The sequence below is a fragment of the Streptomyces sp. AM8-1-1 genome, from assembly GCF_032229325.1.
Taxonomy (GTDB): domain Bacteria; phylum Actinomycetota; class Actinomycetes; order Streptomycetales; family Streptomycetaceae; genus Streptomyces; species Streptomyces achmelvichensis.
Genome location: NZ_CP135086.1, coordinates 6733232 through 6745707, shown reverse-complemented (window position 1 = coordinate 6745707; position 12476 = coordinate 6733232). Strand labels below are relative to the sequence as shown.

At 73.5% G+C, this 12476-nt stretch carries 11 protein-coding genes; 4 read left to right on the top strand and 7 right to left on the bottom strand.

Features of this window, described 5'->3' with window-relative positions; all coding sequences use genetic code 11:
• The first annotated feature begins 157 nt into the window (after nucleotides 1-157).
• Nucleotides 158-520 carry a DUF1844 domain-containing protein gene (locus tag RPQ07_RS30090; protein WP_313947357.1) on the top strand — a complete coding sequence of 121 codons (363 nt, stop codon included), beginning with the start codon at nucleotides 158-160 and terminating at the stop codon, nucleotides 518-520.
• On the opposite strand, the gene RPQ07_RS30085 is transcribed toward RPQ07_RS30090, so the two are convergent.
• The gene (locus RPQ07_RS30085; protein ID WP_313947356.1) at nucleotides 511-1263 is read right to left on the bottom strand and encodes an SseB family protein; all 753 of its coding nucleotides are present in this window, start codon (nucleotides 1261-1263) and stop codon (nucleotides 511-513) included. The two genes, RPQ07_RS30090 and RPQ07_RS30085, sit on opposite strands and share 10 nt — an antisense overlap.
• A 95-nt stretch (nucleotides 1264-1358) precedes the next feature.
• Between RPQ07_RS30085 and RPQ07_RS30080 the strand changes: the two genes are divergently transcribed.
• Nucleotides 1359-2258, top strand: coding sequence for a serine hydrolase (locus RPQ07_RS30080; RefSeq protein ID WP_313947355.1), 900 nt, complete (start codon nucleotides 1359-1361; stop codon nucleotides 2256-2258).
• 106 nt (nucleotides 2259-2364) lie between these two features.
• Here the strand turns inward: RPQ07_RS30080 and mycP are convergent, their stop codons facing one another.
• Both mycP and RPQ07_RS30070 read right to left on the bottom strand, forming a co-directional pair.
• Complete coding sequence (gene mycP / locus RPQ07_RS30075) at nucleotides 2365-3540, bottom strand: type VII secretion-associated serine protease mycosin (RefSeq protein WP_313947354.1); 1176 nt, start codon at nucleotides 3538-3540, stop codon at nucleotides 2365-2367.
• On the bottom strand, nucleotides 3537-4322 hold the full coding sequence (locus RPQ07_RS30070) for a hypothetical protein (protein ID WP_313949081.1): 786 nt from the start codon (nucleotides 4320-4322) through the stop codon (nucleotides 3537-3539). The genes mycP and RPQ07_RS30070 overlap by 4 nt, the downstream gene beginning before the upstream one ends.
• A 1445-nt stretch (nucleotides 4323-5767) precedes the next feature.
• On the opposite strand from RPQ07_RS30070, the gene RPQ07_RS30065 reads away from it, so the two are divergent.
• Nucleotides 5768-6970 (top strand): amino acid deaminase/aldolase, encoded by a 1203-nt coding sequence (locus RPQ07_RS30065; protein ID WP_313947353.1) that lies wholly within the window; start codon nucleotides 5768-5770, stop codon nucleotides 6968-6970.
• Between the two features lie 58 nt (nucleotides 6971-7028).
• On the opposite strand, the gene RPQ07_RS30060 is transcribed toward RPQ07_RS30065, so the two are convergent.
• The 4 genes from RPQ07_RS30060 to RPQ07_RS30045 all read right to left on the bottom strand — a co-directional run bounded on the left by RPQ07_RS30060 (nucleotide 7029) and on the right by RPQ07_RS30045 (nucleotide 11565).
• A complete protein-coding gene (locus RPQ07_RS30060; RefSeq protein ID WP_313947352.1) occupies nucleotides 7029-7964 on the bottom strand; it encodes a DUF2510 domain-containing protein in 936 nt (311 codons plus the stop codon).
• A 68-nt stretch (nucleotides 7965-8032) separates the two neighbouring features.
• Nucleotides 8033-8818, bottom strand: a complete 786-nt coding sequence (locus RPQ07_RS30055; RefSeq protein WP_313947351.1) for a 3-oxoacyl-ACP reductase — start codon at nucleotides 8816-8818, stop codon at nucleotides 8033-8035.
• Nucleotides 8819-8824: 6 nt separating this feature from the next.
• Nucleotides 8825-10192 carry an aldehyde dehydrogenase family protein gene (locus RPQ07_RS30050; protein ID WP_313947350.1) on the bottom strand — a complete coding sequence of 456 codons (1368 nt, stop codon included), beginning with the start codon at nucleotides 10190-10192 and terminating at the stop codon, nucleotides 8825-8827.
• Nucleotides 10193-10200: 8 nt separating this feature from the next.
• A complete protein-coding gene (locus RPQ07_RS30045) occupies nucleotides 10201-11565 on the bottom strand; it encodes a glutamine synthetase family protein (protein ID WP_313947349.1) in 1365 nt (454 codons plus the stop codon).
• A gap of 78 nt (nucleotides 11566-11643) precedes the next feature.
• Between RPQ07_RS30045 and RPQ07_RS30040 the strand changes: the two genes are divergently transcribed.
• Nucleotides 11644-12372 carry a FadR/GntR family transcriptional regulator gene (locus RPQ07_RS30040; protein ID WP_313947348.1) on the top strand — a complete coding sequence of 243 codons (729 nt, stop codon included), beginning with the start codon at nucleotides 11644-11646 and terminating at the stop codon, nucleotides 12370-12372.
• The last annotated feature ends 104 nt before the right edge of the window (nucleotides 12373-12476 follow it).

Here is a 12476-nt window from a genome sequence, read left to right as displayed (position 1 = left end):
GGCACGCAGGTGTCCGGCCGGTCGTCACACAAGGTTAGCAGCTCTGGCCGGAAGGAGCTAACCGGTGGCCGGGAACCCGTCCCGCGCGAGATGCCGGGACCGCGAGGCCCCGGGGAGGGGGGAAGGGCTGATGAGGGGTGGGCATATCGTGTGCCACATGAGTGACGCGACCACCCCTTCCGAGTCCCCCGACTTCGACGCCATGACCCGCGACATCGCCGAGGTCCCCGCCGTCGAGGTCATCGTCACGGTCGCGGTGAACCTGATGAGCGCCGCCGCCGTCAAGCTGGGCCTGACGGAGGACGACGCAGACCACAAGGACCTGGACGAGGCGCGCAAGCTGGTGCACGCGCTGGCCGGCCTGCTCGACGCGAGCACCACCGAGATCAGCTCCTTCCACGCGGCGCCGCTGCGCGACGGGCTGAAGTCGCTGCAGTTGGCGTTCCGCGAGGCCTCGCTGGTTCCCGACGAGCCGGGCCAGGGCCCGGGCGAGAAGTACACCGGTCCGGTCTACGGCTGACCGGCCGCCGAACCGACGCGTACGAACAGGGGCTCGCCGGGTGGCGTGGCCGCGGCCGGCAGCAGTGCCAGGTCGAGGCCCCGCACCAGGCGGGCCCTCAGTACGTCGTGGGCGGCGAGCGCCTGGGCGACCCGGCGCGCCACCTCCGCGGGCACCGCGTCCGCGGTGAGGACCAGGGCCAGGGTGCCGTCGGCACTGCCGGGGCCGAGGTGGGCGCGGAGCACCGCGGGCTCGGCAGCGACCACCTCGCGGACCGCGCCGGAGACGGCGGGATCGTCGAGCGGGTCCGCACTGGTGCGCCCCTCTGCCAGCGCCAGCAGCGCACCGCCGCTGAGCTGGTACGGCACCGGGCCGGCGAGGTCGAGCACGACGGTGTCGGCCTTCTCGTGGGCGGCCGCCTGAAGTGCCTGGTGCAGCGGTACGGCGACGGGCCTGGCGGTGGGGTCCCAGCGGGCCAGCGAGCCGATCGAGGTGAAGGCGGGCAGAGCGCGGCGCTCCCCCGCGGTCAGCGTCGGCACGGCCATGTCGCTGGTCTTCTCGCGGCGCAGCCCGTTCTCGTCCTCCTCGACCTCGCCGAGGACGGCGACGACGGGGACGAGGAGCCGGGCGCCCCTGAGTGCCTCCAGCACCGGCCCCTCGGCGGTCCGGTCCTCGGCCCACGCGGCGAGCGCCGCCTCCAGGGCCGGATCGGCTGTTCCGTCGTCGTCGGAGAAACCGGGGTCGGGAATGTTCTTGAGCTCCACGCACCGAGCCTAACCCCGGTGCCGCGGGCCCTTTCTCACCGGACCCGTAGGCGGGACACAGCTGTCTGCCAGGTGCGGTCCATAGCTTCCGGCCCATGTCTCCCCGCCATGCCGCGCGCACCCGCCGACCGGTCGTCCTCGCTGCGGTGACGGTGGCGGCCGTGATGGGCGGCTGCGTCGCCGCGGGCGCCTACTCCCTCGGGCGCACACCGGACGCGGTGCCGTCCGCCGCCGTATCGTCGCCCTCGCCCGCTGCGTCCCCGCAGGGGGCGGTGCGGACGGCGGAGGCTGCGGTGGATCTCGATGCTTCGCTCGCCAGGGCGCTGGAACCGGTCGCCCTACGGTCCGGCGCCTCGCTGTCGGTCGCGGTGCTGGACACCGCGAGCGGGGACACGGCGGTCCACGGGCGCGAGGCGTACGACACCGCCAGCATCGTCAAGGTCGGCATCCTGGCGGCTCTGCTGCTCCGGGCCCAGGACGACGGACGGACGCCGACCGCCGAGGAGCGGACCCGGGCGGCCGCCATGATCCGGCTCAGCGACAACGACGCCGCGACGGCGCTCTTCACGGCGGTGGGAGGGGCGGCAGGGCTCGACGCGGCCCATGCGCGGCTCGGCCTGACCGAGACGGCCGCCGAAGCCGCCTGGGGGCTGACGCGGACCACGGCCCGGGACCAACTGGCGCTGCTGCGGGCCGTGTTCGGCACGGACTCGGTGCTGAACGAGGACTCGCGCTCCTTGGTGCGGGCGCTGATGGCGGACATCGCGGCGGACCAGGACTGGGGGGTGTCGGCGGCGGGCACCGGCTGGGCGCTGAAGAACGGCTGGATGCCGCGGACCGCGACCGGGCTCTGGGACGTCAACAGCATCGGACGGGTGTCGGTTGGTGGCCGGGTCCTGCTGATCGCGGTCCTCTCCGCGGGGCACGCGACCAAGGAGGCCGGCATCGCGGTGGTGGAGGCGGCAGCGCGGGCGGCGGTCGGCGCGCTGTCGTGAGGTGAGGGTGGCGGCTGGGTGCCGGAACCGTGCGGGTGGGTGCCGGACCAGTGGGGGTGGCGCCGGAACCGTGCGGGTGCGCGCGAGGCAGCCGGGTCCGGGGGCGTCAGCTACGGGTGGTGCGGCCGCCGCGCCACAGGACGACGGCACCCGCGAGCACCAGCGCCCCGACGCCGCCCGCCACCGGCGCGAGCCAGCCTGCCGGTTCCGCGCTGTCCTTCGCGGGGTCGGGGCCGCCCCCGAAGTACTGCTTGTCGTAGCCCGCCTTCGCCGCCTTCGGATCCGCGGGACGCAGCTTCGCCGCCGCCTTGATCGCGGCCGCCGGGTCGACCATGCCGTGGCCCCGGGCGTCGTCGCGGCCGCCCTTGGGGCCGTTGCGCGCGGTGTCGGCCAGCAGCTTCTTGATCTGGGCGGGCGTCAGGCCGGGGTGCGCCGACCGTACGAGGGCGACGGCGCCCGAGACGAACGCGGCGGCCGCGCTGGTGCCCCAGCCCTGGTAGTACTTCCGGTCCGGATCCGGGATGACGATGTCGACGCCGGGCGCGCTGACGGTGGCGTACCAGCGGCGGGTGGAGAAGGCGGCGTGGGTGCCGAAGCGGTCGACGGCGGTCACGGCGATCACGCCGGGGTAGGCGGCGGGGTACGAGATGTGGTCGCCCTTCTCGCCGCCGTTCCCGGCCGACGCGACGATCACGGAGCCCTTGGCCAGGGCGTACTGGACGGCGGCGTCCTCGCCCGCCTCCGCGTGCGCCGACTCACTGTCGTCGCCGAGCGACATGTTGATCACATCGGCGCCCTGGTCGGCGGCCCAGCGGATGCCCTGGGCGAGCGCGGTGCCGCGGGACTTGCGGGCCTTCTCGCGGGCGGCGTCGGTACCTTCGAGGATGACGCGTACGGGAAGGATCTTCGCCTCGGGCGCGATGCCCATGACCCCGTCCTCCTGGCCCGGACCGTGGCCGTGGGCCGCGACGATGCCGGCCATCGCCGTCCCGTGGCGTGCCCAGGCGCGGTCGCCGCGGCCCGCGCCGAAGCCGATGAAGTCCTTGCCCGGCAGCACGGAGCCCGCGAGGTCGGGGTGTTCGTCGTCGACGCCGGTGTCGAGCACGGCGACCGTGATGCCGTCGCCCTTGGTGGTGCGCCAGGCCTCGTCGGTGTTCATGGCCTCCAGACCCCACTGCTGGGTCCGGATGCCGTCGGCGTGCGCGGGCGCGGCCGGCAGGAGCGTGAAGGCGACGGCCGCGCAGAGGGCGGCGATGCGGTGGCCGCGGCGGGTTCTGGTCACTGCGGCGCCTCCGTGGCCGTGCTGAGGGTCCGGCGCAGGGCGCCGCCGATGCCCTCCGCGAGGCCGGTGGCCTCGTGCCCGAGACCGGCCTGGGCGGGCGCGGAGGTCGCCCCGTTCGCCTTGGCGGCGGCGGCCGGCTGCGGGTCGCCGACGGTGCGGCCGTCGGCGAATCCGGAGACGGCGTAGACGATCACGGGCGCCTCGGTGAGGACGTCAACGGTCCAGCTGGCACGCTGCGGGTCGCCGAACCCGGCGGCGACGGTGCCCTTCGCCGGGAAGGCCCGGGGCATGAGATCGCGCCGCTCGGAGAGCTTCTCCTTCGCGAAGCGGGACTTCAGCGCGGCGACGGACTCCGGGTCGCCGTCGGTGAAGACCAGCCCGACGGTGGTGACGTTGCTGGCCGTCGCGTCGGTGTACGTCGCACGCAGGACGCGGGCGCAGCCGACCTGCCGCAGCGTCGTGACGAGCAGGGGGTCGAGCGCCGACGCGCAGCTGCTGTCGGGTGCGACCGCTATCCGTGTCCACACCCGGTCGGCGCCGCCGGGGCCCGCGCCGTCGCCGCTGAGGGTCCGGGGGAAGAGCGTGTCCACGGGCGCGCTGTGCCAGAGCGTGCGGGCATCCGCGTACGCGGTGTCCCTCGCGGGATCGGCACTCGAGTCCCCCGTGAGCCAGCTGCCGGTGGCGGCACCGCCGATGAGTCCGAGCCCGAGGACGACACAGCCGATGGCGCCGATCGCGCGCAGCGGACGGCGGGCGGGTACGGGACGCAGCCGCGTGGTCATCTCGTTCGGCGTCTCCGGCGGAACCCAGGAGTACGCCGACGGCGTCGCGCCCGGACGCGGGGTGAGATCGACGGCTCCGACCGGCCTCCGCCGCGGTGGGGCGGCGGGCCGGGGCGGCGCCTCGGGCGGCGGACCGCCCACGGGCGCGGTTCGGGGCGCGGTGATGGGCCGCAGCCGGGTGGTGGTCTCGACGGGCGGTGTGTCGGGCCGTGGCGGAGCGGCCGGGGGCTCCATGATCCGGGCGGCGAACGGCGCCGCGCTCTCGCGCTGAGGCTCCTGGGGCCACGGGCCGATCCGCCCGCGCTGGGCCGTGTCCGGCGCGGCATCCGCACCCGGGCGGCTGGACGGCACATCGGCCCGGGGCATCACGGGGTGGCGGTCGCCCGACGCGGGGCGCGGGCTGTGCGAGGGCTCGGACCGTCGTGCCGCCGGGGGCCGCCCGGGCTGCGCGTCGGGCCGGGGCGGTACGGAGTGGCGGTCGGTGGCCGTGGGGGGCGAACCCGGGCGACGGGCCGCGGTCTGCCCGGCGTTCGCACGGGCGGCGGTCTCGGGACCACGAGGCGCGGAGGCGGGCACGCCGTCCGGGCCGGTCGGGGCGACCCGCCGGTCGGCCGTCGCGGGGCGCGGCTCGCTGTCGGGACGGGCCGGCTGCCGTTCTGCCGGCCGCGGCGCGTGCGGGGGAGCCTCGGGGCGACGTGCCTCCGGGGAGCCGGCGGACGACGCGGTCGGCCCCGCTGCCTGCGGCGGAACGGCACGGCGGTCGCCGTCGGAACCGGGGTGTTCGGCATGCGGGCGTGCGGGACGCGGCTCACGCGGAGCCGTGTGCGGAGCTTTCTCGGGGCGGTGCGGGGCGCCGGGACGGCCGTCGGGCATCGGCGGCACCGCATGCCGGTCACCGGAGGCGGGGCGACGGGCCGCCGTGGACGTACCGGGCTGCGCGTCGCCGTGCGGCGGCACGGAGGCCTGGCGCGGATCGCCGTCCCGCGACGGGCGAGGGGCGGGCGGGGCACCCTCGGGGCGACGCGGTTCCGGCGCCCGGGCGGGCGTTGCGGGCGCGGTCTGCGGCTCGGGCGGAACGCGATCACCCTGCGCCGGCGTGCCGGGGGTGTGCTCCGGGGGCAGCAGATTGCGCAGGCCGGACGGGCGCTGCGGGCGCTGTGCCTGGGGGGCTCGTGCGGAATGCGGGGCGTCCTGGTGGCGGGACGCCGGACGGCGGTCCGGGTCCTCGGGGCCGGGAGGGCGTTGCGCCTCCGTACTCATACGGCCCCCCAGGTCCATGTCCACGTACACCAACGGATCGCCTCTCGGGGCAGGCCCGTTCGTCACCGCGTGTGCGTCACTCTACGGGTTGAGGCACCCCCCACGGCACCGAGACCCCGCCTCCGTGGGGATCTGCCCAAAACGTCCCCCTACCCCGGGGTAATCCGTTCTGGCAAGCTCGGGCCATGACTCCCCGCGCCGCTGACCGGGCCCGCTACGACAGGGCCACCGCCCATCTCGACGCTCCGCTGGCCGTCGTCGATCTCGACGCCTTCGACGCCAACGCCGGGGATCTGGTGCGCAGAGCCGGGGGCAAGCCCATCCGTGTCGCGAGCAAGTCCGTGCGCTGCCGGGTGCTGCTGGAGCGGGTGCTGGCGAGGGACGGCTTCGCCGGGATCATGTCCTTCACGCTGGACGAGTCGCTGTGGCTGGCCAGGGCCGGCTTCGACGATGTCCTGCTGGCCTATCCGTCGGCGGACCGCGCGGGCTACGCCGAGCTCGCGGCCGACCCGAAGCTCGCCGCCGCCGTGACCGTGATGATCGACGACGCGGCGCAGCTCGACCTGATCGAGGCCTCCCGCGCCGGGGGCAGGGAAGAGATCCGGGTCTGTCTGGAACTGGACACCGCGCTGCATCTGCTCGGGGGCCGGATCCGTGTGGGTGCCCGCCGTTCGCCCCTGCGGGAGCCGGCCCAACTGGCCGAGCTGGCCCGCTCGATCGCCCGCCGTCCGGGTTTCCGGCTGGTGGGACTGATGGCGTACGAGGGGCACATCGCCGGTGTCGGTGACGCGATCGGCGGCCGTCCGATGCGCTCCCGCGCGATCAGGCTCATGCAGGCGACGGCCCGCAGGGAACTGGCGGCCCGGCGGGCGGCCGTGGTGCGGGCGGTCCGTGCGGTGGCGCCGGACCTGGAGTTCGTCAACGGCGGCGGTACCGGCAGTGTGCAGCACACCGCGGCCGAGGACGCCGTCACCGAGATCGCGGCGGGCTCGGGGCTGTACCTCCCGCGGCTGTTCGACAACTACACCTCCTTCTCCGGCCGTCCGGCCGCGCTCTTCGCCCAGCCCGTGGTGCGCCGGCCCGGAGTGGGCGTGGTGACGGTGCTCGGCGGCGGCTATCCCGCGTCCGGAGCCGCCGGGGCGGACCGGCTGCCGGTCCCCTATCTGCCCGAAGGGCTGCGCTACGACCCGCAGGAGGCGGCCGGCGAGGTGCAGACCCCGCTGCTCGGCTCCCCCGCGGACGATCTGCTGATCGGCGACAAGGTGTGGTTCCGGCACGCCAAGGCCGGTGAGATGTGCGAGCGGTTCGACACGCTTCAGCTGATCGAAGGGGACCGGATCACCGGGACGGCGCCCACCTACCGGGGCGAGGGCCGCACCTTCCTCTGACCGCCGGCTCCGCCCGGTCGGATGGCCGCACGCGGACAGACTCCGCTTACGGGCAGGGTCAGTTGCTCGGTCCGATACTGCTGCCGACGCCTCCGCTCCCCGTGTCACCGTCCGCCCGGATGCTCGCCGCGATCCTGTCCATGTCGGCGAGCTTCGGCGCGTCGGGGCCGGCGTCGAAGGCGAAGCGGACGATGACCATGGCCTCGGTGCCCACGGTCGAGGGGAAGACGAGCGACTGGACGTATCCGCCGGGGCCCTTGCCGGTGACGACCCGCCAGCGCACCAGATGGCCCGCGCGCCCGGCGACGGCGAAGGACTGGGACTTGAGGACGGTGTGGGAGGTGATCCCGCCGTAGATCCGGCTGCCGAGGACGTCCTCGTCGTACGCCTTGTCCGCCGCCGTGACGATGTCCTGCTCGGCGAGGGCTTTCGGCGTGGTGGCGGAGGTCCCGCCGGAGGCGATGGACGAGATCCGGCCGTGCCGGCAGAGCGACGAACCGCCGGCCGGGCATTCGTACGTCAGCTCCGTACGCATGGTCGCGCCCTCGTCGAGGGTGCTGTCGGACTTCTCCCAGCCCTCGGGGATGGGTATCGAGATCCCGTTGAGCTGGTCGCTCAGCACGTCGGCGTCGTCGGCGGACGCTGTCGGGGACGGTGTGTCCTGCGGGTCCGCGGAGGTGCTGACGGGTGCGGTGGCACTCGGCGCCGCGTCCTTACCGCTGTCGTCGTCGCCGGGTGCGAGCAGGACGGCCGCCGTCGCGACGGCGGCCACGAGGACCACACCGGCGACGGCGAACGCCACGAGCCTGCCCTTCGGTTTACCGCCCGGACCGCCGGTCTGCGCCATCGGCACCGTCGGCGGACCGAACCCGGCGGCCGGGGCCTGCGCCTGGACCGCGCGGGTGTGCGCGGTCCAGGCGGTCCCGTCCCACCAGCGTTCGGTGCCGGGAACGCTCGGGTCCGGGTACCAGCCGGCCGGGGTCGTCATGCTCATCCGGCCAGCCTAGGGCCTGTCGTTCGGGTCGTGCCCTGGCCCCTGTCCCGGGCGGCCCGTTCGTGCGTCTACACCGGCGTGACGTACGCCCCGGCGATTCCGCCGTCCACCAGGAAGTCCGTCGCGTTGATGAACGACGAGTCGTCGCTGGCGAGGAACGCCACCGCGGAGGCGATCTCGTCCGCCTCCGCGAACCGGCCCGCGGGGATGTGCACCAGGCGGCGCGCGGCCCGCTCGGGGTCCTTGGCGAACAGCTCCTGGAGCAGGGGGGTGTTGACGGGTCCCGGGCAGAGCGCGTTGACCCGGATGCCCTCACGGGCGAACTGCACGCCGAGTTCGCGGGTCATGGCGAGTACGCCGCCCTTGGACGCGGTGTACGAGATCTGCGAGGTCGCCGCTCCCATGATCGCCACGAACGAGGCGGTGTTGATGATGGAGCCCCGGCCCTGGCGCTGCATGTAGGGGATGGCGGCCTTGCAGCACAGGAACACGGAGGTGAGGTTGACGTCCTGGACGCGCTTCCACGCCTCCAGTCCGGTGCTCAGGATCGAATCGTCGTCGGGCGGGGAGATCCCCGCGTTGTTGAAGGCGATGTCGACGGAGCCGTAGGTGTCGAACGCCGTCCTGAACAGCGCCTCGACCTGCTCGGCGTCGGTGACGTCGACCTGGACGAAGGTGCCCCCGACCTCGTCGGCGGCCGCCTTGCCCGCGATCTCGTCGATGTCGCCGCAGACGACGTTGGCGCCCTCGGACGCGAGGCGGCGGGCCGTCGCCAGGCCGATGCCGCTGCCGGCGCCGGTGATGACTGCGGTACGGCCCACCAGCCGGCGGCAGATGTGTGCGGTGTCGGTCATGAGTGCTCAGGCCTCCGTGCTGATGAAGACGTTCTTGGTCTCGGTGAATGCGGTCAGGGCGTCGGGGCCGAGTTCGCGGCCGAGGCCGGACTGCTTGTAGCCGCCGAACGGGGTCGAATAGCGGACGCTGCTGTGGGAGTTGACGGAGAGGTTGCCGGCGGCGACGGCCCGCGAGACGCGCAGGGCACGGCCGATGTCGCGGGTCCAGATCGAGCCGGAGAGTCCGTAGTCGGTGGCGTTGGCGAGCCGGATCGCGTCGGCCTCGTCGTCGAAGGGCAGGACGGCGGCCACCGGTCCGAAGACTTCCTCGCAGGCGGCCGGGGCGTCGGGGGCGATGTCGGTGAGGACGGTGGGCGCGAACCAGAAGCCGGGGCCGTCGGGGGCGCTGCCCCGGATGCCGGGCAGGTCGTCCGGGACGTAGGAGCGCACACGGTCCAGCTGGATCTGCGAGATCAGCGGCCCCATCTGGGTCTTCTCGTCGGCCGGGTCGCCCACGATCACGGACTCGATGGCGGGGGCGAGCAGGTCGAGGAACCGGTCGTACACCGTGCGCTGCACCAGGATGCGGGTCCGGGCGCAGCAGTCCTGTCCGCTGTTGTCGAGGAAGGACATGGGGGTGGCCGCGGCGGCTGCCCCCAGGTCGGAGTCGGCGAAGACGATGTTGGGGCTCTTGCCGCCGAGTTCGAGCGTCACCCGCTTCACCAGCGGGGCGCTCGTGGCCATGATGCTCTTGCCGACCCGGGTGGAGCCGGTGAACACGATCTTGGCCACGCCGGGATGCTCGACGAGCGCGTTGCCCGTCACGTCGCCCGCACCCGGCAGCACCTGGAGGAGATGCTCGGGCAGGCCCGCCTCCAGGGCGAGTTCGGCCAGCCGCAGAGCCGTCAGCGGTGTGGTCTCGGCCGGTTTGAGGAGGACGGCGTTCCCGGCGGCGAGTGCGGGGGCGGTGCCCCAGGCGGCGATCGGCATGGGGAAGTTCCACGGCGCGATCACGCCGATGACGCCGAGGGGTTCGAGGATGGTGATGTCGAGGCCGCCGGCGACGGGGATCTGGCGTCCGTTGAGCCGTTCCACTCCCCCGGCGGCGAAGTCGAGGAGGTCGCGGACGTTGCCGGCCTCCCAGCGGGCGTTGCCGATGGTGTGACCGGCCTCGCGCACCTCCAACCGGGCCAGTTCCTCGATGTGTTCGTCCACGACGCCGGCGAACCGGCGCAGCAGTCGGGCCCGGTCGGCGGGGGCGGCGGCCGCCCAGCCTTCCTGGGCCTTCGCGGCGCGGGCGACGGCGGCGTCGACCTCGGCGGCGCTCGTCGCCGGGACGGTCTCGATCACCTCGCCCGTGGCGGGGTTGACCACCTCGTGGTGGGCGTGCGTCACAACGTGCCTCACAGACGTTCGAAGGAGCGGCGGAGCTCCCAGTCGGTCACCGCGGCATCGAACGCCTGGAGTTCGACCCGCGCCATGTTGCGGTAGTGCGCGACGACTTCGTCGCCGAAGGCTGCCTTGGCGATGGCGCTGTTCTCCCAGAGCTCGGCGGCTTCCCGCAGGGTGGTGGGGACCTGCTCGTATCCGGCGGTGTACGCGTTGCCGGTGCACTCCTCGGGCAGCTCCAGCTTGTGCTCGATGCCGTACAGCCCGGCCGCGACCAGTCCGGCGACGGCGAGGTAGGGATTGACGTCACCGCCCGGGAGCCGGTTCTCGAAGCGCAGGGAGCGGCCGTGGCCGACGACGCGCAGTGCGCAGGTGCGGTTGTCGTAGCCCCAGGCGACGGCGGTGGGCGCGAAGGAGCCGGGCTGGAACCGCTTGTAGGAGTTGATGTTGGGCGCGTACAGCAGGGAGAACTCGCGCAGGGCGGCCAGTTGTCCGGCGAGGAAGTGGCGCATGACCTGGGACATGCCGCCGGGTCCGTCGCCCGCCATGACGTTGGTGCCGTTCTCGTCCTGGAGCGAGAGGTGGATGTGGCAGGAGTTGCCCTCGCGCTCGTTGTACTTGGCCATGAAGGTGAGCGAGACGCCCTCCTGCGAGGCGATCTCCTTGGAGCCGGTCTTGTAGACGGAGTGCTGGTCGCAGGTGATCAGGGCTTCGTCGTACTTGAAGGCGATCTCGTGCTGGCCGGGGTTGCACTCGCCCTTGGCGGACTCGACGGTCAGTCCGGCCGCGGCCATCTCGTTGCGGATGCGGCGCAGCAGCGGTTCGATCCGTCCGGTGCCGAGCACGGAGTAGTCGATGTTGTACTGGTTGGCCGGCGTGAGGTCGCGGTAGTGGCGGTCCCAGGCCTGCTCGTAGGTGTCCTTGAAGACGATGAACTCGAGTTCCGTGCCGGCATGGGCGGTGAACCCGTGTTCGGCGAGGCGCTCCAGCTGGCGGCGCAGGACCTGGCGGGGTGCGGCGACGACGGGCGAGCCGTCGTTCCACGCGAGGTCGGCGACGAGGAGGGCGGTGCCCTCGTTCCAGGGGATACGGCGCAGGGTGGCGAGGTCGGGGTGCATGGCGAAGTCGCCGTAACCGCGCTCCCACGAGGACATCTCGTAGCCGTCGACGGTGTTCATCTCGGTGTCGACGGCGAGGAGGTAGTTGCAGCCCTCGGTGCCGTGTTCGAGAACCTCGTCGAGGAAGAACGGTGCGGCGAACCGCTTGCCCTGGAGCCGCCCCTGCATGTCGGGGAAGGCCAGGACGACGGTGTCGATCTCACCGCTCGCGATGAGGGCACGAAGCTCCTCGACCCCGAGCGGGGGTTTGCGGTCTGCCACGGGATTACGCCTCCTTGGGTCAGCCGGAAGCCATAAGGTATTACCGAAGACCATTGCCTGGGAAGAGGAAACGGCGACGTGGCGAAGACGAACGATGCGGCCGACCGGCTGACACCCGTGCTGCGCCCCGTACGCGCGGGCAACGGCTTCGAGGAGGCACTGGAGCAGATTCTCCAGTTGCTGCGCCTCGGACTGGTCCCCGGCGGTGAGCGGCTGCCCGCCGAGCGTGAGCTCGCCGAGCGGATGGGCATCAGCCGGGTCACGCTGCGCGAGGTGCTGAAGGTCCTCGCCGACCAGGGCCTGGTGGAGAGCCGGCGCGGCCGCTACGGCGGCACCTTCGTGCTGCACCGCCCGGACGCCCATGGCGAGGACGAGCTGCGCCGCCGCGTGGCGGACGTCGACGTCGAGGACACCCTGCGCTTCCGCGAGGTGCTGGAGGTCGGCGCGGCGGGACTGTGCGCCGCGCACGGGCTGACCGACCAGGACGCGAAGCGGCTGCGTACCGCCCTGGCCTCCACGCACGACGCTCCGCTGGCCGCGTACCGGCGGGCGGACACGCTGCTGCATCTGACCCTCGCGGAACTGTCCGGGTCCCCGACGCTGGCCGCCCGGTACGCCGCGGTGCGGGCGACCCTCAATGATCTGCTCGACTGCATTCCGCTGCTCGTGCGCAACCTCGAACACTCCCAGCAGCAGCACAGCGCGCTGGTCGAGGCGGTGCTGGACGGCGACGCCGACGCGGCACGCGAGGTGATGCGGGAGCACTGCGAGGGCACCGCGGCACTGCTGCGCGGTTTTCTGCCCTGATCGGAGGGCCGACGGGCCTGTACGGGGGCGCCCGCGGGCCGATCCGTAACCTCACCTTTACGCACAGGGGTTGCGCATTCCGGATGGCTGCCGCAAAGGTGTCC